This is a genomic window from Paenibacillus sp. FSL R10-2734, assembly GCF_037963865.1.
In the GTDB taxonomy this organism is placed as follows: Bacteria; Bacillota; Bacilli; order Paenibacillales; family Paenibacillaceae; genus Paenibacillus_AQ.
In genome coordinates this window covers 323,201-345,872 of the sequence record NZ_CP150170.1, presented here as the reverse complement: position 1 = coordinate 345,872, position 22,672 = coordinate 323,201, and the positions used below count along the sequence as shown (strand labels likewise).

Annotated in this window: 17 protein-coding genes and 2 pseudogenes; 16 read left to right on the top strand and 3 right to left on the bottom strand. The window is 42.5% G+C overall.

From position 1 onward, the window contains the following. The first annotated feature begins 166 nt into the window (after positions 1 to 166). Together NSS67_RS01585 and NSS67_RS01580 are read left to right on the top strand one after the other, a co-directional pair. Complete coding sequence (locus tag NSS67_RS01585) at positions 167 to 4,363, top strand: S-layer homology domain-containing protein (RefSeq protein ID WP_339318037.1); 4,197 nt, start codon at positions 167 to 169, stop codon at positions 4,361 to 4,363. A 206-nt stretch (positions 4,364 to 4,569) separates the two neighbouring features. Then, on the top strand, positions 4,570 to 5,217 hold the full coding sequence (locus NSS67_RS01580) for a 2OG-Fe(II) oxygenase (RefSeq protein ID WP_339318036.1): 648 nt from the start codon (positions 4,570 to 4,572) through the stop codon (positions 5,215 to 5,217). A gap of 275 nt (positions 5,218 to 5,492) precedes the next feature. Here the strand turns inward: NSS67_RS01580 and NSS67_RS01575 are convergent, their stop codons facing one another. Together NSS67_RS01575 and guaD are read right to left on the bottom strand one after the other, a co-directional pair. Further along, entirely contained in the window at positions 5,493 to 6,845 is a 1,353-nt protein-coding gene (locus NSS67_RS01575; RefSeq protein ID WP_339318035.1) for a solute carrier family 23 protein, read from the bottom strand. A 38-nt stretch (positions 6,846 to 6,883) separates the two neighbouring features. Then, the gene (gene guaD, locus NSS67_RS01570; RefSeq protein ID WP_339318034.1) at positions 6,884 to 8,248 is read right to left on the bottom strand and encodes a guanine deaminase; all 1,365 of its coding nucleotides are present in this window, start codon (positions 8,246 to 8,248) and stop codon (positions 6,884 to 6,886) included. 234 nt (positions 8,249 to 8,482) lie between these two features. Here guaD and NSS67_RS01565 point away from each other — a divergent pair, with 234 nt between their 5' ends. The 10 genes from NSS67_RS01565 (at position 8,483) to NSS67_RS01520 (ending at position 19,525) form a co-directional block, all read left to right on the top strand. Further along, the gene (locus NSS67_RS01565; protein WP_339318033.1) at positions 8,483 to 8,671 is read left to right on the top strand and encodes a hypothetical protein; all 189 of its coding nucleotides are present in this window, start codon (positions 8,483 to 8,485) and stop codon (positions 8,669 to 8,671) included. 130 nt (positions 8,672 to 8,801) lie between these two features. Further along, positions 8,802 to 9,524, top strand: a complete 723-nt coding sequence (locus tag NSS67_RS01560; RefSeq protein WP_339318032.1) for a GntR family transcriptional regulator — start codon at positions 8,802 to 8,804, stop codon at positions 9,522 to 9,524. A 292-nt stretch (positions 9,525 to 9,816) separates the two neighbouring features. After that, positions 9,817 to 12,198, top strand: coding sequence for a phosphoketolase family protein (locus NSS67_RS01555; protein WP_339318031.1), 2,382 nt, complete (start codon positions 9,817 to 9,819; stop codon positions 12,196 to 12,198). A gap of 212 nt (positions 12,199 to 12,410) precedes the next feature. After that, positions 12,411 to 13,400 carry a LacI family DNA-binding transcriptional regulator gene (locus NSS67_RS01550; RefSeq protein WP_339318030.1) on the top strand — a complete coding sequence of 330 codons (990 nt, stop codon included), beginning with the start codon at positions 12,411 to 12,413 and terminating at the stop codon, positions 13,398 to 13,400. Positions 13,401 to 13,415: 15 nt separating this feature from the next. Then, positions 13,416 to 14,282 carry a ribokinase gene (gene rbsK, locus NSS67_RS01545; RefSeq protein ID WP_339318029.1) on the top strand — a complete coding sequence of 289 codons (867 nt, stop codon included), beginning with the start codon at positions 13,416 to 13,418 and terminating at the stop codon, positions 14,280 to 14,282. A gap of 25 nt (positions 14,283 to 14,307) precedes the next feature. Continuing rightward, entirely contained in the window at positions 14,308 to 14,718 is a 411-nt protein-coding gene (locus NSS67_RS01540; protein ID WP_339318028.1) for a GNAT family N-acetyltransferase, read from the top strand. Positions 14,719 to 14,755: 37 nt separating this feature from the next. Continuing rightward, complete coding sequence (gene rihC, locus NSS67_RS01535) at positions 14,756 to 15,676, top strand: ribonucleoside hydrolase RihC (RefSeq protein ID WP_339318027.1); 921 nt, start codon at positions 14,756 to 14,758, stop codon at positions 15,674 to 15,676. Positions 15,677 to 15,711: 35 nt separating this feature from the next. Next, a complete protein-coding gene (gene dcuC / locus NSS67_RS01530; protein ID WP_339318026.1) occupies positions 15,712 to 17,127 on the top strand; it encodes a C4-dicarboxylate transporter DcuC in 1,416 nt (471 codons plus the stop codon). 186 nt (positions 17,128 to 17,313) lie between these two features. Further along, positions 17,314 to 18,636 (top strand): MFS transporter, encoded by a 1,323-nt coding sequence (locus NSS67_RS01525; protein ID WP_339318025.1) that lies wholly within the window; start codon positions 17,314 to 17,316, stop codon positions 18,634 to 18,636. Next, positions 18,608 to 19,525, top strand: a complete 918-nt coding sequence (locus NSS67_RS01520; protein WP_339318024.1) for a polysaccharide deacetylase family protein — start codon at positions 18,608 to 18,610, stop codon at positions 19,523 to 19,525. The genes NSS67_RS01525 and NSS67_RS01520 overlap by 29 nt, the downstream gene beginning before the upstream one ends. 63 nt (positions 19,526 to 19,588) lie before the next feature. Here the strand turns inward: NSS67_RS01520 and NSS67_RS01515 are convergent, their stop codons facing one another. Further along, positions 19,589 to 19,717: a CHRD domain-containing protein gene (locus NSS67_RS01515; protein ID WP_339318023.1), complete on the bottom strand. Its 129-nt coding sequence runs from the start codon at positions 19,715 to 19,717 to the stop codon at positions 19,589 to 19,591. 86 nt (positions 19,718 to 19,803) lie between these two features. Between NSS67_RS01515 and NSS67_RS01510 the strand changes: the two are divergent. The 4 genes and pseudogenes from NSS67_RS01510 to NSS67_RS01495 form a co-directional block, all read left to right on the top strand. Further along, positions 19,804 to 20,637, top strand: a pseudogene (locus NSS67_RS01510) (LysM peptidoglycan-binding domain-containing protein); the annotation flags it as partial. A 172-nt stretch (positions 20,638 to 20,809) separates the two neighbouring features. Then, a complete protein-coding gene (tnpA, locus tag NSS67_RS01505) occupies positions 20,810 to 21,211 on the top strand; it encodes an IS200/IS605 family transposase (protein WP_339318022.1) in 402 nt (133 codons plus the stop codon). A gap of 7 nt (positions 21,212 to 21,218) precedes the next feature. Then, entirely contained in the window at positions 21,219 to 22,319 is a 1,101-nt protein-coding gene (gene tnpB / locus NSS67_RS01500) for an IS200/IS605 family element RNA-guided endonuclease TnpB (protein WP_339320470.1), read from the top strand. 106 nt (positions 22,320 to 22,425) lie between these two features. After that, positions 22,426 to 22,605 (top strand): annotated as a pseudogene (locus NSS67_RS01495) (spore gernimation protein); the annotation flags it as partial. Between the last annotated feature and the right edge of the window lie 67 nt (positions 22,606 to 22,672).

The window sequence follows — 22,672 nt, the reverse complement described above, 5'->3', positions numbered from 1 at the left end:
TAGCCAACCCTACAATAATATGCAACTTTATTTTCCAATGTACTTCATTATCTGCGTTGACGGAGAATATCCGTATCGATAATAACGGAATACGGAGCCTGTACGTTTCTCGACCTGAAGCCAACTAAAACTTCAGATTTTTTGTCCATTACAAAGGGGGAAGACAATGTTGAAAGGAAGAAAACCAATCTTTTTTATTATCGCCGTTTTATTCGTTGGATTGCTGGCACCCGCGGCGGGTCCGGTTTTGGCGGCGGATCCGCCGATAGCAACCCAATTGTTAAATGCGGAAAGTGATTTGTTATGGGACAGCGACTTTGGAGTTTATACTAATGACCTGGAAGGTAGGATATATATTGGCAAAGGTATAGACGGTACGCCTTATACGGCTCGAGGAGCCTTACGCTTCAATCTGGATTCGAATCTCCCGCAACCGGGTAGGCCGATCAAATATGAGCTTCAGCTTTATGTGAACTTCAAAGAAGGAAGCGATCTTGCCAATTTTTATTTAGACGCGTACGGTTCGGGCAATAACGATATGGGTAATACGGACGGAGCCGTCTTTCCCCAAAGATCCTCGGTTAACTATACTCGGAAATCCAATAACCAGATACCCAATGGCGGTTTCGTAATCTTTGATGTTACGCCTATTGTGGCCGAAATCACGAGTGCGGTTGATCGGCAAGCTACATTCGTCCTTCAAGGCAATGAAAGTTTAACGAACGCACGCGCAATCGTCAGCTCAAAAGAGGATTCCAACGCAGCCTATCATCCTAAACTCATCGTCACCTATGCGCTAAGTGATCCTCCAACTGGAACGATAGCGATTAACAACGGCGCAGCGTACACGAATTCGAGCAGCGTGAAGCTGAATTTAACGGCTTCCGATCCAAATGTTGAAGATGTGTTGCACGTGAGGTTTTCGAACGATCAGCTAACATGGAGCATATGGGAAGACGTTTTGTCGAGCAAAAATTGGATGTTGTTTAATGCAGAAGGAATCCGAACCGTTTATTATCAAATAACAGACGGTAAAGATATCGTAACTTTAAGCGATACGATTACGCTTGATACCGTCAAACCGGTGGTGAGCGGCATCACGAATGGCGGGCTTTATAATTCCAATCGGACGGTCACTTTTAATGAAGGCGCAGCTACATTGAACGGAAGCCAATTCACGAGCGGAACCGTTGTGGGTACGGAAGGAACATATACATTCATCGCGGTTGATGCTGCTGGTAACTCAACGACAATAGAATTTAAGATCGACAAAACCGCACCTACCGTTTACGGCATTATTAATAATGGAATTTATAAAGCGGATATGACGATCACATTTAACGAAGGCACAGCTACATTGAACGGAAGCCCATTCACGAGTGGCACGACCGTTAGCACAGAAGGCAGTTATAAGCTCATTGTGGCTGATGCGGCAGGCAACATTACGACGGTCAACTTTACCATCGACAAAAGTGCCCCAACGGTTACCGGTGTTGCTGACGGGACGAGCTACAATGTGGACAGAACGATCACGTTTAACGAAGGCACAGCTACATTGAACGGAAGCCCATTCACGAGCGGCACGACCGTTAGCACAGAAGGCAGTTATAAGCTCATTGTGGCTGATGCGGCAGGCAACGTTACGACGGTCAACTTTATCATCAACAAAAGTGTCCCAACGGTTACCGGTGTTGCTGATGGGACGAGCTACAATATGGACAGAACGATCACATTTAACGAAGGTACAGCGACTATGAACGGCGATCCATTCGTGAATGGTGCGACCGTTAGCGCCGAAGGCGACTATACACTCGTCGTCAGCAATGCGGCAGGCAACGTTACGACGGTTAACTTTACTATCGATAAAACCACTCCAACGGTTACCGGCGTTGCTGACGGGACGAGCTACAATGTGGACAGAACGATCACGTTTAACGAAGGCACAGCTACATTGAACGGAAGCTCATTCACGAGTGGCGCGACCGTTTCCGCCGAAGGCAGTTATAAGCTCGTTGTGACGGATGCGGCAGGCAACGTTACGACAGTCAACTTTACGATGAACAAAACTGGCCCATCCGTAATCGGTGTTGTTTACGGAGCGAGTTATAATACCGACAGAATGATCACCTTTAACATGGGCAATGCAACCTTAAACGGAGATTCATTTGTTAGCGGATCTGAAGTCAGAGACGAAGGCGACTACACGCTTATCGTAACGGACGGGACGGGCAACGTCACAACCATTCAATTCACCATCGACAAAACTGCTCCTGCAGTTAGTGGTGTGACTGAAGGTTCTAGCTATAATACGAACCAATCGGCTACATTTAACGAAGGCACAGCGACTATGAACGGTGATCCATTCGCGAGTGGTGCGACCGTTAGCGCCGAAGGCGACTATAAGCTCGTCGTCACGGATGCGGCGGGCAACGTTACGACAGTCAACTTCACCATCGACAAAAGCGCCCCAACGGTTATCGGCGTTGCTGACGGAGCGAACTACAATGTGGACAGAATGATCACCTTTAACGAAGGCATAGCGACTATGAACGGCGATCCATTCGTGAGTGGCGCAATTGTTTCCGCAGAAGGCAATTATAAGCTCATTGTGACGGATGCGGCGGGCAATGTTACGACGATCAACTTTACGATGAATAAAACTGGCCCATCTGTAATCGGTGTTGTTTACGGAGCAAGTTATAATACCGACAGAATGATCACCTTCAACATGGGCAATGCAACCTTAAACGGAGATTCATTTGTTAGCGGATCTGAAGTCAGAGACGAAGGCGACTACACGCTTATCGTAACGGACGGGACGGGCAACGTCACAACCATTCAATTCACCATCGACAAAACTGCTCCTGCAGTTAGTGGTGTGACTGAAGGTTCTAGCTATAATACGAACCAATCGGCTACATTTAACGAAGGCACAGCGACTATGAACGGTGATCCATTCGCGAGTGGTGCGACCGTTAGCGCCGAAGGCGACTATAAGCTCGTCGTCACCGATGCAGCAGGCAATCAGACGACTGTCATGTTTACGCTGAATATCACGACCGTTCAATCCGGTTCGGATTCAGTTTCAAGTTTAGTTCCAAGTTTAAGTTCAGGTTCAGAGCTGGAGATTGAAATCAATGGAGTGAAACACAAGAATTTAGGGAAAGTAACAACTGCCGTTATTAACGGAAAGAAAGTGACAACGGTAACCTTCGACGAAGCAAAATTATCACGTTACCTTGATTCCTTATCCAATAAACCATTCATTTTCATACCGGTTCACAATGATTCGGATCGTGTTCTTCTGCTCTTAAACAGTCAAATGATCAAAACACTGAATGACCGAAACGCGGATATTCAAATTCAAACGGAGCTTGCTTCCTATCTCCTAGCCGCCAATCAGATTGATTGGGGCCTCGTTGCGAAGAGCTTCGGATCGGAAGATGCGCTGCGCAACATGGAGATTCAAGTCGAGATTAACAGCGTTCCAAATAGTGATATCGAGCAAGTTGCCAATAAGTTAGGGGAGGCCCGACTCTTGTCGCCGGTGATCAATTTCAACATGTCGGCAAAGCATGGCGGTACCACGATTGAACTCAACAAGTTTCTCAGCTATGTCAAGCGGACGATCGCTATCCCAAATTCGGCAGATCCCTACAGTAGAATCATGACGGGCATTACGATTACGAAGGACGGAAACATCGTGCCGGTGCCAACCCGAATAGTGAAGGAGAACGGCAAGACATTTGCCGTTATTTACAGCCTGACGAATAGCCCCTATGCCGTAATAGAGAATTCAAAAACCTTTGCCGATATTCAGAAGCATTGGGCGAAGAAAGAGATCGAGCAAGCGGCGGCGAAGCTGATTGTCCAAGGCATCTCCGAATCGAGCTTCCAGCCGAACAAGCAAATTACCCGAGCAGAGTTCACGGCGCTGCTGGTTCGGGCTCTCGGATTGCATGAATTCGATCAGTCTGCAAGCTTTGCTGATATTAAAAGCGGTCAGTGGTATTATGAAACGGTCTCCATTGCGGAGAGCTATGGGTTAGTAACGACAAGCAATGGCAATCAGTACGTTCCCAATGAGAAGCTAAGCCGGGAAGAAGCGATGGTGCTGCTGGCGAAAGCCATGAAGCTTGCCGGTTTGGAAACAACGATTACCGATCGTGAAGTCACCCAACAGCTTAGCGCATTCAAAGATCACCACTTGCTTGACTTGTCTGCAAGAGCGGCGGCTGCGCTTAACATTAAATACGGAATTATTATAGGCAATCAAGACCAGCTTACCCCGGACAACGTCATTACACGTGCCGAAATGACCGTGATTCTACAGCGCTTCCTCGAAGCAGCTAAACTAAGCTAGCGACAGCGAAAACCTTCAACCGCAAGCCATGTGGTTGAAGGTTTTTTTAGTGTATCGAAAGGGATTTGATTATTCTTTAGATTTATATAAGCGAACGTTGGGCTGATTTTCTGAGTCTTTAGATGTTCTGAAGTTAATCAAGCAAATAAAACCATTTTATGGTATGTTTTTTGCGATGGATGTTATAACTTGGGAGCTGCTTAAGGATGATAGAGAATACGACAGACAAAGAACGGACGATATTTGATCATATCGGAAATTCGATCAAGACAGAAGATCGAGAGATTCGGATTCTTGCCAAGTACGAGGAACCACTGGTTGTCTTACTAGGGAATGTTCTTAGCGATGAGGAATGCAATGAGCTAATTGAATATTCTAGGGAAAGATTGCAACGTTCGAGGATAGGCGAAGACCATGCGGTTAATCCAATTAGAACGAGCAGTGGTGTGTTCTGTGAGGAGAATGAGACGGTTACAAGAATTGAGAAACGATTCTCTCAAATTATGAATATTCCTATCGAGCATGGCGATGGCTTGCAAGTTCTGCAGTATATCCCTGGCCAAGAGTATCTACCCCATCATGATTTCTTCACACAAACGAGTCGAGCAAGTAGCAATAATCGAATTAGCACGCTCGTGATGTATTTGAACGATGTGGAGGAAGGTGGCGAAACAGATTTCCCTATGCTTAATTTATCAGTGTCTCCTAACAAAGGTATGGCGGTCTACTTCGAATATTTTTACGATAATCATGAATTAAACGAATCCACCTTGCATGCGGGTACGCCAGTAATCAAAGGCGAGAAGTGGGTTGCAACGATGTGGATGAGAAGACAAGTCCTTCGCTCATCATAGATATATGATCATGTACTTAGTGAATCGTTTAGTAGACGAACAGTTCGACTCCCGGCAGTTCCATATGGAGTATCAACGAAGACACCTTAATGGTGTCTTTTTTTGTTTTGATGTAAGTAATGATTTATATTAATTTGAGAGAACCTAGAGGGGATGGGAGTGCTAGCCTCACAAGCAGCTATTATAGGGCTGTATTTAGAATTAGAGTAAAAATAAGGGGCTAACTCAAAGGGGCACATCAAATGTCGCCTTTTGGGTTAGCCCCTTTTTACTTTTTATTTGCTACTAGGCAATAATTTATTCAATAAGATCGCTGCCAATGAGGCCGCTAGGATAGGTGAGCCCAATAAATATTGCACAAATGAAGGTAAGGAATGTAGGTAATCGCCAGGAATGAGTACCAAAGCTAACGTGATAATCATCGGTATTGCGATAATATACATTTCTTTTTCGCCAATGGTAACATTCTTCATCACCTGCACACCATTAATCGCGATGATCCCGCAGACGATAGCGAAGACGCCGCCGATTACAGCGGAAGGAATCGAAGAGATCAAAGCAGCTAATTTACCAGAACAACCGAAGAGGACAAACCATCCTCCTACAGCGAGGAAAACTCGACGGCTAGCAACACCTGTGATGGAGATAATACCCGCATTTGTTGAATAGCCTGTAACTGGTGTTGATCCGAGTGCAGAAGCGATAAGACAGCCAATCCCTTCACCGATAACACCTTTGTTAATATGTTCGTCTGTTAAAGGCTTATTGATTACGTTGCTGACAGCAAACCAGGTACCTGTTGTTTCAGCTAGCAGTACGAGATAAATAATGACCATGGTGATAATAGCTGAAAAGTTGAAAGAGAATCCGAAATCTACAAAAGCGATGCGCGGCATGCTAAACCAGTTCGCTTTGCTAATCGCTGAGAAATCTAACACACCCATCATGTTAGCAGCAATACATCCGACTACTAACGCCATCATGACGGAAATGATTCGGAAGATAGATCCTTTATTACGGAACATAGAACCGAGAATTACGAATAACAGGAGTGTACCCGCTGAAATAAGGGCTAATAACACATTCTGATTGATTGAAGCGCCTGAAGCACCATAGATATTGTCTCTAATAGCAACAGGTAATAAAGAAAGACCAACTATGAATATGATCGTACCACCTACAATAGGTGGGATAAAGTTCTTAACGATTTTATTGAAAATTCCGACATAACCCAAAATAATAACCAGGATCGCACCGATCAAACTGGCTCCTAACACAGAACTCCAGCCTAGCTCCCCGCCGCCACTAGCTGCATAAATACTGACGATCGCACCAAGTGGAACATAAGAAGGACCTTGAGCGATAGGAAGCTTCATGCAGAAATATGTCTGCACAATCGTTGCAAGTCCAGCAGCAATAAAGGTAGATTGAATCAACGCGCTTGATTGATTCGGTTGTAAGCCGATTAACATTGCAATCAGGAAAGGAACTACATAAACGTCCATTGCCAAAACATGCTGAAAGCCTAGGATGATGGATTTACCGAAGGAAACTTTTTCATCGGGTAGAACGGTTAATAGCTGTGACTTTAATGGCGCTTGATCTTGCACGTTTGCTTGTGTTTCCACTCAGATGCCCACCTTATATTTTCTAGTTTTATCGATCCTTAACGTGAATGAACCTTTTCACCCTGTACCCAGACTTCACGGATATTCTCAGGTCGAGCTAGATACATCATTTTTTGAAACACGTCATGCAAATCTTCATTCCCATCAAAGATAGGCAATCTAGCCGATGGTATTTTTGTATCGATAATCTGTACATCCCATGCATAGTTTTCTTGGATACGTCCAATAGGTAAGCTTAAACTTTCACCACCGCCAGCAGTAGCAAGATAAAAGGATTCATCAATCGTAATCCGCGATCCTAGTAAGCCACGCTCTTGTGCAGGAAGGGAAGGATTAACGCCATCCTCTAGCATTCTTGAAGACATTACAGCTTGTCTGATGTTATCGAAGAGACTAGGAGAAAAACCTCCGGAAATATCAGACCCTAAACCAATCTCCACACCCTTGGCATGAAAATGAGCGATAGGGATGACACTATTGGCAAAATAAGCGTTCGATATCGGACAATGCGCAATAGCCGTTCCTGTCTCCGCAAACAAATTCACATCATCTTCATCTAAAAAATTGCAATGTGCCATTACAGATTTATCACGGAGCAGACCGAAGTCATGCAAGGCAAAGGCGTCGTTTTTTTGGAATCGTTCTTGTACATAACCATGCGCCCAATCACTTTCACTGCAGTGCGATTGAATATAAGTATCATATTTAGCGGCCAAGTCTCCCAAACCTTGCAAAGCCTCATTTGTACAGCTTGGAATGAACCTAGGTGTCACTACTGGATAAACGCCTTGCTTAGTAGATTTGGCTAATTCCTTTACAGCTAATATAAATTCCTCCGTATCTACTAATGCGGTGTGGGTGTCAGTATCGCGATAGTTTTCTGGATTTCCCTGAGGATCGTCCATCACCACTTTTCCAACAAGTCCGCGTTGCCCTTTTTCCGCACATATTTGAGCTAATAATAAGCTGGCTTCTTTATGTACCGTTGCAAAATAAAGAGCTGTAGTGGTTCCGTTCGCGAGCAAAGTATCAACCACATCATCGTAGATCTTTTTTGCAAAATCTAGATCCGAAAATTTAGATTCCAATGGGAAGGTGTACGTATTTAACCAATCATAGAGTGGAATGTCTAACGCAGTTCCGGATTGAGCCCACTGCGGTGCGTGAACGTGTAAGTCGATAAAGCCAGGCAAAAAATACTGACCTTCAGCTAATCGATGGAAGTTATCTTGGTCTTGATAAGTATCTAATAAAGGTTGATAGTCGGGCTCCGCTGGTGAAACGATCTTTTCTATCATCCCATCTGTATTAATGCAAAAGAGGTGGTCTTTTAAAATTTGAATTTCCCTTGGTGATTTGCTTGAAAATGAAGTACCTAGGAATAATTGCATATATTCAATCATAATATCCGCCTTAATGTTCGTCTTTTGGTGTTCGTTTGTTATTATAATCCGTAAAAAACGATAAGTCTATACCTAAAGTCGAACAAAAACGAACATTGGATGCTGAGATAATCTCTAATTAGACCGAAATTGTTATCATTACGTAAAATGTATGCGGTTACTTACTTATGCTATAATACATATAGATTAATTAGGTTAAGCGCTTAAGAAAAATAGGTTAGGAGTGTTACTGAAATGAAAAGATATAATATTATGCGTCCAATTATGCTAATTGCTGTCGCATTGCTTACGAGAAGCTTGGTTACTAACCTGTGTATTTTGATTGGGTTGACATCCGAAGTGGCTAGTAGTATAGGTACGCTGGGCATGGTCATCGCCGGTTTAGTGATGTATAATCGCATGAACATTCGCCGCCGAAAATAACGAACAGATTTCTAGAATCCGATCCATCCGGTGGATTAATAAGTCATGAGTGTAATCGTATAAACTGCTTAGTTATTATGTTATAGTAAAGATTGAAATAAACATGTAATCACCTTAAAAGGAGTACCTCATGACACAGTTTGTCTACAAGCAAATTATTGATGATCTAAAAATGAAAATCTTTGCTGGGCAGTTTCCTGATATGAAATTACCGGATGAACGGAGTCTCAGTGAGACTTATCAAGTGAGTCGTAGTTCCATTAAAAGTGCTCTGACTAAAATGGCGAATGCCGGCATTATTTTTAAAAAACGTGGTTCAGGAACCTTTATTAACCCGTTATACATAAAAAATGAATCTATTTTTAACTACGAAGGCTCTAATTTAGGCGTTACCGACAATTTTCATATGCATGGCAAGAAGCCTAAGATTAAAGTGTTGAAGTTCGAGGTCATCCCACCAACAGAAGAGTTACAGCGGGATTTGTTTTTAGGGCCGCATGACTTTGTTTACAAAATTGTTCGATTACGTCTCTTTGAAGATGAGCCCTTTATGATTGAAACAGGGTATATCCCGATAAAAATCGTACAAAATTTAAATCAGACGATTATCGAGGGATCTATTTTTAATTATTTGGAGGATTCGCGCAACTTGGCGGTTACCAAATCCTTTTTATCAATATCTGCAGAACCATCCGATTCCAATGATCAAGAACTGCTGAATTTGCAGGAGAATGAGCCCGTTAGTATTATGGAAGGCATTTTCTTTTTGGATAATGGCACACCTTTTGAATTTTCGCATATGCGATTCCACTACAAATTTTTAAAATTTAATACATTTGTATCGGTTGATTAAAAATAAGACTGGGGAATTTTTCTCAGTCTTATTTTTTTTATTTTGCACAAAATATAGTTGAGCTACCGACCATAAATCTCATCGAAAAATGATCCTATATTTTTACAGAAATTTAAATATCAAAGGTTTTTTACAGTGAATTTACTCCGTTTTTCATACTATGTTCATATTTTCACATAATTGGACCGTATCATTTGTTGGAAAGGTTGAATTAATTTTTGGCGGCGGTATGATGTACTTGTAGAAGTAATACGGCAATGTAAATATAAAAAGAATTTGGGGAGTGGAAGAAATGGTATTATCCATGGAAGTTGATTACTCATCAAAAACTTATTTTGAAAAGCTCGATGCTTATTGGCGCGCGACGAACTACATATCTGTAGGTCAACTGTATTTGAAGGATAACCCGTTGTTAAAGGAACCACTGAAGGATGCAGATGTAAAGATCAAGCCAATCGGACACTGGGGAACTATTCCTGGCCAAAACTTTATCTATGCCCATTTGAATCGGGTCATTACTAAATATGACTTGAACATGTTCTATATTGAGGGTCCTGGTCATGGTGGTCAGGTTATGGTGTCTAACTCCTATCTCGATGGTAGCTACACTGAAATTTATCCTCAAATTACGCAAGATATCCCAGGTATGAAGAAGTTGTTCAAACAATTCTCATTCCCAGGTGGGATTGCTTCTCATGCTGCTCCTGAAACACCTGGTTCTATCCACGAAGGTGGCGAATTGGGTTACTCCTTATCTCACGGTGTTGGTGCCATACTAGATCATCCAGATTTGATCTCGGCTGTTGTAGTTGGTGATGGCGAGGCTGAAACTGGACCCCTAGCTGCTTCATGGTTCTCCAACCGATTCATCAACCCTGTTACGGATGGTGCGGTTCTGCCGATCTTGCACTTGAATGGTTTCAAAATCAGTAATCCGACAATCCTATCCCGTCAATCGAAAGAAGAAATTACAGCATACTTTACAGGTATGGGTTGGGAACCATTCTTTGTTGAAGGCGAAAACCCTGATCTCATGCATCCAGAAATGGCGAAGGTGCTCGATACTATCGTCGAACGAATTGAAGCGATTCAAAAGAATGCGCGTGAGAACAATGATCTTACTCGTCCGGTTTGGCCAATGCTGGTCTTCCGCTCTCCTAAGGGCTGGACAGGTCCGAAGCAATGGGACGGTGTACCAAATGAGAATTCGTTCCGTGCCCATCAGGTGCCAATTCCAGTGGATCAAAAAAATATGAAACACGCCCCAGCATTGCTGGAGTGGTTGAATAGCTATAGACCAGAAGAATTATTTGACGACAACGGTACTTTGAAGGCTGAAATTGCGGAGATTCTACCTACAGGCAACAGTCGTATGGGGATGAACCCTGTTACCAATGCTGGTAATCTAATTAAAGATCTTAAATTGCCGGATTTCCGTAAGTTTGTACTTGATAATTCCACACCAGGTCAAGTTATTGCACAAGATATGGCCGTGCTTGGTAAATACATGAAAGATGTGATTTCTCTCAACGAAGAGAACCGCAATTTCAGAATTTTCGGACCGGATGAAACGATGTCCAATCGTCTAGGACCTGTCTTTGAAGTAACGAAACGTCAATGGCTAGATCAAATCAAAGAACCCAATGATGAATTTCTCTCTTCTTATGGTCGGGTTATCGATTCACAATTGTCGGAGCATCAGGCAGAAGGCTTGCTGGAAGGGTATGTATTGACTGGTCGTCATGGTTTCTTTGCAAGTTATGAAGCTTTCTTGCGTGTAGTCGATTCCATGATCACTCAGCATTTCAAATGGTTGCGTAAAGCAACGGATCAAAGCTGGCGTGCAGATATCCCATCCTTAAATGTGGTGGCAACTTCAACTGTATTCCAACAAGACCACAATGGTTACACTCACCAGGATCCAGGTCTATTAGGTCACTTGGCTGATAAAAAACCAGAATTTATCCGTGAATATTTGCCAGCGGATGCGAACTCCTTACTGGCTGTCTTTGACACGGTCTTAAACGATCGTCAAAAAATCAACCTGATCGTTTCCTCCAAACATCCACGTCCACAATGGTTTAGTGCGGATGAAGCACAGGAACTGGTTGAAAAGGGTTTAAAGACTATTGACTGGGCAAGCACCGATCAAGGTGGAGAGCCGGATGTTGTCATCGCTTCTGCAGGTACAGAGCCAACGATTGAGAGCTTAGCAGCGATCTCCATTCTGCATGAGAAACTACCTGAGTTGAAGATTCGCTACATCAACGTGGTTGACTTGCTGAAACTGAGAAGCCAGAAGCTTGATCCGCGTGGCTTATCTGACGAAGAGTTTGATCAATTTTTCACAAAAGATAAACCGGTTATTTTCGCTTTCCACGGGTATGAAGGTCTAATTAAAGACTTGTTCTTTGATCGTCATAACCATAACCTGCACGTACACGGATACCGTGAGAATGGCGATATTACAACACCATTCGATATGCGTGTCTTGAATCAAATGGACCGTTTTGACCTCGCGAAGGAAGTTGTTCTGAGCTTGCCTGATGCTGATCAGCATACAGCCATCGCAGATGAAATGGATGCTATCGTGAAGAAACATCACCAATTCATTCGTGAAGAAGGTATAGATTTGCCAGAAGTAGAGAACTGGGTATGGACGCCATTGAAATAAGTATATTGTAATGAGTAAAGTAAAAGACACCGTGGGTGTCTTTTACTTTGGCTTTACACTGGTTTGAAAATCGCTCATCTTAACCTGTGAAGCCATCTTCCTTATAATACTATTTGTGTTAAAACAAGTCTTTGACATAATGAATACGATTTCATATAATATGTGTAACCGGTTACCTATTATTGAAAATGATGCATCTGGTATCCCAACGTATGGAAAGTAGGTCTCTTGATTTGACAACAATTTATGATGTTGCAAAATATGCAAAGGTTTCAGTAGCTACGGTTTCTAGAGTCCTGAATAATCAAGGGTACGTGGGAGCGGATAGTCGGGCGAAAGTGGAGCAAGCAATAGATGCTTTAAATTACAGTCCCAATGCGGTAGCTCGGAGTCTCTATAAAAAGCAGTCCAAATCTATTGGCTTTATTATTCCAGACATTACAAATCCATTTTTCCCACAACTATTTAGAGCTGTTGAAAAAACGCTAATTAGTCAAGGGTATTCTGCTTTGTTATTCAATAGTGATGACCAATTAGACCGTGTCTCTGATTTTATCGAAACTATGAAAACAGGATATGCGGCTGGCCTTATTATTGTTTCAGACAAGATTAAGAAAGAACATTTAGCAAAGCTATCGATGCCAATTGTCGCTATCGACAGAATTATCAGTGATAATATCCCATCCATTACAGTCAATAATTATAAGAATGCACGCGAGGCGGTTCGCTACCTGGTTCAGCGAGGCTGCTCAAAGATTGTCCATGTAAAGGGGCCGCATGGTGTTTACACCTCTGAAGAACGCCTTCGCGGCTATCGCGATGAAACATCAGCGCAAGGATTAACACAAATTATAGCCTGTGGTAATTATGAATTAATGACGTCATTTCAGGTAATCATAGATTTATTAGCTGAGAATCCAGATATAGATGGCATTTTTGCAGGAAACGACATTATGGCTGTGGGTATCATAAAAGCTTTAGCCAAACTAAAAATTAAAATACCAGATCAAATAAAAGTGATTGGCTTTGATGGCATCGAATGGGGTACAACAATTACTCCTGAGCTGACCACTATGGAGCAGCCCATTGAACAGATTGGTATTAAAAGTGGTGAATTGCTGCTAGACATTATTAAAGGTAATATCAAAGGCGCCCAACACTTTAGCTTTGATGCAAAACTTATTGTAAGGGATTCAACATAAAAGGAGACATAAATAATGATTACAGTAATTGGTAGTTTAAACATGGATTTCACATCTATTGTAGATCGATATCCAGGACTTGGCGAAACCGTTATTGGCCGGGAATTCCATCATCAATTTGGTGGTAAAGGTGCAAATCAAGCGGTTGCGGCTTCTAGGTTGGGCGGCTCGGTTCATATGATAGGCCGTGTAGGCGGGGACAGTTTTGGTGAACAATACTTGTCACATCTTAAAAAAGAATCTATTTTTTTCGAGAATGTGGAACCGGTTCCACATTCCTCTACAGGAGTTTCATCCGTTATTGTTTCAGAAGGTGACAATTTAATTATTGTTGTTCCAGGAGCCAACTATGAACTGACTCCCCAAGATATTGAAGCGTGCAGAGAGCAGATTGAGAAAAGCGATGTAGTTGTTCTTCAATTAGAAATTCCTATGAATAGTGTGGAGAAGGCTCTAGAGATAGCTTCCAATAGTGGGGCAATTACGATACTTAATCCTGCGCCATATCAGGAGTTTCCATCCGAATGGTGGCCCATGATAACGTATTTGACTCCGAACGAGCATGAAGCAGAAATGCTTATGAAATCTCCTGATTTTCGCGAAGAATACAAAGAAAAATTAATTATCACAAACGGAAAAGATGGAATTGCTTATTACAAAAATGGGGAAAGTACTTTTATCAAAGCACCAAAGGTTCAAGCAGTAGATACTACGGGTGCAGGGGATACATTTAATGGCGCCTTAAGCTATTTTCTTGATAAAGGTTATGACTTTCATGATGCTTGTTATCATGCGACTTATGCAGCCAGCCTTTCAGTAACGAAATTTGGAGCTCAAGGAGGGATGCCCTCATTAGAAGAGCTGAAACAATTCATGGGCTGAGGGTATACAAGGAGGCGATTCTTGAATGCTTAGAAAAGAACCAAACGTACTAACACCTCAGATTTATGCTGAGCTTCGCCGAAAAGTCGATTTCCAAGAGTATTTATTAGAAGATGTCGCACAGGCATTAGAAAAAACATTATTTTCAGTTGTCATATTTGATGATGATAGAGCAATTGGGATTGGCCGAATTGTAGGTGACGATAGAATTGTGTTCTTCATTAAGGATGTGGTAGTTGATCCTGAATACCAGAATCAATCGATTGGTTATACTATCATGCATTCCTTAATGACTTACATTCAGGAAAAAGCGTGTGAGAACGCATATATAGGTTTAATGGCTACGCCGAATACAGAGAAATTCTACGAGAAATTCGGGTTTATTCAACGTCCTAATAAGGATTTTGGCCACGGAATGGTTAAATTTGTGAATTAATTATATAAAATTAATAACCAATTGGAGGATGAATTATATGTTGAAAAGACCGATTATTATTGATACAGATCCTGGGATTGATGATGCAGTCGCCATAGCCATTGCTTTGTACAGTGAAGAGCTTGATGTCAAGCTGATCACAACTGTAGCAGGGAATGTAGGCGTAGACAAAGTAACAAATAATGCATTAAAGCTGCTGAAATATTTCAAAAAGGAAGTTCCGGTTGCCATGGGAGCGGCTGCCCCACTGATTAGAACACCTCAAGATGCGAGTAATGTGCATGGTGTTAGCGGAATGGAAGGTTTTGATTTTGAAGAGCCTACAAATGATCTCCTGCTTGAAGATAATGCGGTCAACGCAATGTATAAAGTGATTAAAGAAAGTACAACCCCGATTACGCTTGTTCCGATCGGACCGCTTACGAATATTGCGTTATTGTTTAAAATTTACCCAGAAGTAAAAAATAACATTCAAGAAATCGTTCTAATGGGGGGATCAGCCTCTAGAGGAAATATGGGTGTAATGTCTGAATTTAATATTCATGTGGATCCGGAAGCTGCAAAAATTGTGTTTGATAGTGGACTTCCGATTGTTATGGCTGGTTTAGATGTTGGATGGAAAGCGCTTGTATTACCAGAAGATTCGGCCCAATTAGAAAACATGAACGATGTCGGAAAAATGATCCACAGCCTCTTTAAGCGGTACCGTGGCGGCAGTATGAAGACGGGCTTAAAAATGTATGATAGCTGTGCAATTGCTTATTTGTTAAAACCAGAGATGTTTGAAACGGTTGATACTCACGTGGATATCGAACTGAACGGCAGTATGACAGCAGGAACTACAGTCGTTGATTTGAAAGGATATTTAGGTAAACCTAATAATGCCAAAGTATGTCTTGATATCGATCAGCAATTATTTAGAGAATGGCTATTGGATAGCTTGAGAAAGTGTAACTAACAAACTAACTAACAACTAAATGGGGGAACAGCGGGATGGACATAATCATGTACGGCTCAGCGATTCTGGCGATTATTATTATTGTATATATGTTGATCAAGCAGATGGATATTAAAATTACACTATTCTTTATCGGTATTGTACTAATGTTCATTGGATTAGGAATGGGCAATGGAATTGGTGCTAAAGGCTTTGAATCTTCGGGTGCGGTATGGTTAGATCCTTTGGTAGCTATAGCGGACCAGTTTAAATCGTCACTTACTTCTGCTGGTTTTATCATTCTTATTCTGGGTGGATACACAGCATACATGTCCTATATTAATGCGAATGATGTAACCGTCAATGTATTAACGAAACCACTGGGTAAGATTAAATCGGTTTATATTCTTGTGCCAGTAGTCTTTTTACTAGGAAATTTATTGTCTCTTGTTATACCTAGTGCCTCAAACCTAGCGATTATTTTACTGGCAACATTATTTCCTGTATTGAAAAAAGCGGGAATGTCCACTTTATCAGCGGCTGCGATTATTGCTACATCCGCGACTATCGTACCAACCCCAATGGGTGGGGATAATGTTGCGGTAGCGACTGAATTAGCACAGCATGCTGCTTTTGCTGGCTTGACCGTTACTGATTATGTATTCCGTTACCATGCGCTAGTATCCATCCCTACTTTATTAGTAATGGCTGTTGTGCATTATTTTTGGCAGAAGCGTATGGATAAAAAGATGGGAGTCGACACAGAACACGCAGAAGTTGAACTAAAGGATGTTAAGCTAGTGGAAGGTGGAAAGCTGTTTACAACGGTTTACGCCTTGCTTCCAGTGCTTCCAATCGTGTTTTTGATCGTAATATTTATACTTCAATCTGTATCTGATATGACTATCAATATAAGCGTTGAGGTTGTTGCTTTATTATCCTTCGCTATTGCCATTGTGTGTGAATTAATCCGTAAAAAGAATGCAAAGCAAGTGCTAGATGGTACGGAGCATTTCTTTAAAGGTATGGGCAGCGCAGTTCCGATTGTTGTTCTGCTGGTTGCGGCTTCTGTATTCGTTACAGGGTTGAAATCAATTGGACTTATTGAATCCTTGGAAACAGCGATGACTGGTATTCACGGCTCCAGCCTTGGATTTATTCTTCCACTCATTCTCGTTGCTTTGACGGCTCTTATCGTTATTCTGAGTGGTAGTGGTACAGCGCTCTTCTATTCGATGATTCCTTTACTAGTGCCACTAGCTAACGCTGCGGGTATTAATCCGATTGCAGTTACAGTGCCAATGGGTCTAGCAGGTAACCTGCTTAGAGCAGTTTCTCCGGTGGCGGCTGTTGTTCTTATCGTAGCTGGCTCTGTTAAAAAGAATCCGATTGAGATCGTAAAACGTACATCTGTGCCAATGCTTGTAGGTGTAGTATTTATGTTCATCCTTTCCATGATCGTATTTTTGTAATCAGGAATTCCGGTGTAGCATAGCTGCTGTTCGGCGCCATTGAGTGTCCAGAAGGGGATGTCCAATAGTCATTTTCATGGCTATTAGGACATCCCCTTTCGCTATTTCTATTACTTTAGTTTGGGTTGGTGTAGAGGATGTGGTAATATATTACAACTAGATCATTATCATAAGGGAGGTATGTGAGTGAAGCATAAATGGATGAATTCGCCGTACACCTTTGCTTTAGGAATGTTTGCGATGATGGTTCCCAGTCAGGCATTTAGTTCTTTTTACAGCTATTTTTATGTGGAGAAGTTGGGTCTGGGCATTGGACTTGCTACCCTAGCTAGAACAATCTTTCTAATCTGGGATGCGGTGAATAACCCGTTATTTGGATACTGGTCAGATCGCACAAATACCCGTTATGGTCGGCGTAGACCCTGGGTATTCGGCTCGATTCCGCTATTTATGCTGTCATTTGTGCTAGTGTTTTCCCCTCCCGGTGGATTATCTGAAAATGGACTCTTCACTTGGTTTCTAGTGACCCTTATTTTCTATGAGGCCGTTGCTACGGTATTGTGGGTGAATTATGGTGCACTCCTTCCGGAGCTATTTCGTGGAGATCGTATTCGGGCAAAAGCTTCTGCCATCCAGCAAGGATACCAAGTGGTTGCACTGTTAATCGGCACAGCCGTAACTCCAATTCTTTTTGCAGCGATTAACTTCTCTAATATGGCTATTGTGTATGCCTGTCTCTTTGGGGTATTTATGTTCTTATGTATGATGAATGTCCAAGAGAAGAAGGAGTCTACTAAGGCAGAGCCATTGAAGCTCATTCCGGCTTTTCGGGAGACGATTCGGAATAAGAAGTTCTGGGTGTTTAATATTTCGAACTCTTTTGCCCAAACGGTTAATGGACTTGTAAGCTCGATGATTCCTTTTTATGCAAAATATGTACTACATATTTCAGAAGCGCAGGTGTCTATCATGCTCGCGGCTGTCTTTGTCTCGGTGATTCCGTTAGTGTTTGTGTGGTACTGGATTATTCGTAAGATGGATGGAGTCAAGGCTTGGCGGCTATCTCTGATCCTATATGCTCTATCTGTAATTCCGCTATGGTTTGGTTATGATCTCGTAAGTGGTGTGGCTGCTGGCATTGTTGTGGGATTCGGATTAGCGGGATTTCTAGTAACCCCAGCGATAGTAGGCGGCAAAATTATTGATGAGGATGCGGAGAAGACAGGTCTGAGAAGAGAAGGGATTTACACGGCTGTAAGCGGATTCATTACTCGTTCAAGCGGGTTAATCTCGGCGCTGGCTTTTTTCGTTGTAGGTATGATCTTTGGTTATAAAGGTGGGGATGACCCAGGGTCTGATCCAGAAGCAACGTTCCGGTATTTAATAAGTGTGGTGCCGCTATGTCTGCTAGCCATATCTGTTGTCATATCTTTTACTATTAAATTCACATTTACGGGGCAATTGAGAGGTGATGCTGACTATGAGCAAAAGATTAATCATCAACTGTGATGATTTTGGGCAAAGCCCTGCCATGAATCAGGCGATTATGCATCTATTAGAAGAGGGAAAAGTATCCTCAGCGACGATAATGGCGGTGGCCCCTGGATTCGAGGAGGCTGCTGCATGGTGTAGCCGCAGGCAGCAACGGAATGTGGGCCTTCATTTGACGATGACTAGTGAGTTTGAGGCCTTGCGCTGGAGCAGTCTAACCGGCGATTCTTCTCTCCATGACGAGAGGGGACATCAATATAAGACGGTGAAAGCGTTCGAGCAGGGGGCGCTCACAAAAGCTGTACTGAAGGAGATTGATGCACAGTACACGCGAGTGAAACAATCGGGAATCGTGATAAGCCATGTAGACAACCATATGGGAAGCTTATACGGAATGGAAACGGGACGCAGCTTGCTTCCGCAGACGTTGTGGAAAATTTCGCGCTGGAGACTGCCCTCACGATTCTTTCGGTACATCCATGCAGAGGATCCACTTCTAAGTTCATTGAAAAATATCGAACGTCCAGTCGCACTTGGAGCAGGGCTGGCCGATACACTTGGAGTTCCGATTCCTGATTACTTGTTGTCGCATCCTTTTGGGGTGGAGGAAGGTGAGACGTACGATCGTTTCAAACAATCCATGATCGCCAAGCTGTATTCATTACCTAGTGGTGTTAGTGAGACCTATATTCATCCCGGAATCGACGATCCGTGGATGCGAGCAAATATACCACATTGGGAGAAACGGGTATGGGAATACCGTCTCCCCTTTGATGATGATTTTGCTTATGCGATCCGAGATGCTAGCGTTGAGTTGACGGACTACCGCTATGTACAGGAGCATCTCAAGCGTCCGCGGTTAAGATCTGCGGGTAGACTGTTAAAGCGATTGCTTAGGCAGTCATAATATCGCACACAGACAAGCACCGATCCAATGGATGGGTGCTTGTCTACGTCTGAATGAGATCTACTAAAAAACTTGTCCGCGAATTTCCCCATCTGAATGTTGAATAGTGTGTACATTCACATAAGCGTTGCCGTTCTCAAATTCGCGGACTAGATCGCGGATAGTCTTCCCATTCAGTGGATTTGTATGCATTGGATTATATTTTTGATCATACCCTTAGGCGACCCGAATAAAATAAGGGTATATTTCGGTTTATAGACCGATGAAGAGGGTGGAATATGCAAATTCATGTCGTGCTACCGGGTCAAACTTTATACGGCATTGCAGAGGCCTATAGAGTTTCGATGGATACAATTACCGAGGCTAATGAGCTGTCGGCGCCAAGCATGCTAGTGGTGGGGCAAGCTTTGGTTATTCCCATCGTTGGTTCGTATTATTGGGTTCAATCTGGTGATAGCCTCTATAGCATCGCTCGAAGGTTTGGAATTAACATCAACACGCTGGCAGATGTTAATCGGTTATCTTTAAATCAACAATTGAAAATAGGACTTCGTCTATATATCCCACCCAAACCTAAACGTGCTGCTGAAATTAACGCCTATATTGAGCCAAGAGAGGAGGAGGTGTCCGAGAACTTAAAAGATGCCGCCATAGAAGCTGCACCGGACCTTACTTATCTTGCGCCATTTAGTTTTGAAGTTCAGCGCGACGGTTCTTTAGAAGCACCGCCTCTGGATGATTTCTATTCGATAGCCAGGCAATATAGGGTGACTTTAATGATGGTATTGACCAATTTGGAAAATGCTCAGTTTAGCTCCGAGCTGGGGAGCATTATTTTGAATGATGAAGTGATTCAGAATCGGTTGTTGGACAATATCATCAGCCAAGCGAAGCAGTTAAATTTCCGAGATATCCATTTTGACTTTGAGTATTTAAAGCCCGCGGATCGTGAGGCCTATAATATTTTTCTGCGAAAGGCAACAGACCGCATCCATGCAGAAGGGTTCTTGTTGTCGACCGCTTTAGCGCCCAAAACAAGCGCAACCCAGACGGGAGCTTGGTACACTGCTCATGACTACAGGACACACGGTCAGATTGTTGATAGAATAGTTTTCGCAAACCCGTGACTTTAGTCGTGAGTTAGAAAACTTCGGACAAGGCGTGTTATAGACATGTTATTTGTGCGACACATGTTAAATTATTTAAGCAATAAAGTTGCCATATGACATGATTATATCAAATAATTACTACTACATATGTTATGATATATCTAGAGGTGATAAGATGTCAGAAGTAAAGTTTGGTCGAGGATATGTTTACTCTATCCAGTATCATATTGTATGGTGTGTAAAGTATCGTCACAAGGTGCTTCAGGGCAAATTGGATGTAAGACTAAAAGAAATATGGAGTCAAATTGCATTAGATAATAACTTCTCCATCAGCGAGATGAAAAGCGATGAAGACCACGTACATCTGCTGATTGAGTGCTCTCCACAACATTCTATACCGAGCATGATCAAAGCACTTAAAGGTGTATCTGCCAGACTGCTATTCAAAGAATTTCCTGATCTTAAAGAGAAGCTATGGGAGGGAAATCTGTGGAACCGCTCATACTTCATTGCTACCGTTAGCGAAAATACGGAATCGCAAATACGAGAGTACATCCGAAATCAGAAAGTGAAGTGAAGCCATGCTGACGCATAAAGCGTACAAGTTCCGCATTTATCCAAACGCAGAACAACAGCTGCTGATCCATAAAACGATTGGCTGTAGTCGGTTTGTGTTCAATCACTTTCTGAACAGATGGAATGAAGCCTATAAAGATACAGGAAAAGGGTTGTCGTATGGGAAATGCTCTGCTGAACTTACATTACTCAAACGAACGAAGGAATGGCTACAAGAGCCTGATAAATTTGCACTTCAAAACGCACTGCGGCATCTTACTGATGCTTACAGTCGATTCTACCAGAAGCAAAACGATGCCCCTAAATTCAAGAGCAAAAAGAATCCTCTTCAGTCGTATCAAACCCACTTCACAAACAACAACATCGCTATTGTCGGTCACAAGATCAAGCTTCCTAAGCTTGGATGTGTTCCATTCGCAAAGTCTAGAGAAATAAAAGGACGAATTCTGAGTGCTACCCTTAGGCGGAATCCAGCAGGTAAGTATTTCGTGTCTATACTTGCGGAGGTAGATGTGGAGCCTTTGCCAAAGACGGATTCATCCGTCGGGATCGATATGGGTCTAAAAAACTTTGCGATCCTCTCAAACGGCGAAGTATTTCGAAATCCTAAGTTTTTTCGGACGTTGGAAGAGAAGCTTGCCAAGGCGCAGCGTATTCTCACAAGAAGAACGAAAGGAAGTTCTAATTGGAACAAACAGCGCATCAAAGTTGCCAAAATACACGAGCATATGGCCAATTCGAGGGCTGACTATTTACATAAGGTCTCAACGCATATTGTCAAAAACCACGACATCATTGCAATTGAGGACTTGCAAGTGAAGAAGATGCTCGAATATGGCAAATTAGCGAAAGCGATCAGTGAAGTATCCTGGTCGCAATTCAGAACGATGCTGGAGTACAAAGCAGAGTGGTATGAGAAGCAAGTCGTCGCAGTAGGTAAGACGTTTGCATCAAGCCAACGATGTTCGTGCTGCGGGTACAAGAACAAAGACGTTAAGAACCTCAACTTGCGCGAATGGGTATGTCCAGAATGCCATGCTACACACGATAGAGATGACAATGCCAGCAAAAATATTCTGAACGAAGGACTAAGACTTCTGTCTGAATAAAACGTCAGATGGATAACCGCAGGAACTGCGGAGATAGCCTAATCCATTAGAAGTCTGTAGACTTCTGTACTTAGGAATCTCGTCACTTTAGTGATGAGAGGTTCAATATACAGATGATTCAGGTAAAGCTCATAAGGTATGGTTTGAAGATGCCAGATCTATTCAGGCCAAATTTGATTTATTAAAAGAGCTGGGTCTTCGGGCAATCAGCTATTGGAAGCTGGGACTACCTTTTCCGCAGAACTGGCTGCTTATTCAGGATAACTTTGCTGTCGTAAAAAGATAGGCCATAAAAGGACAATAAAGAAGACACCTTGCGGGGTGTCTTTTATGTCTAAGTATATTCGTTTAGT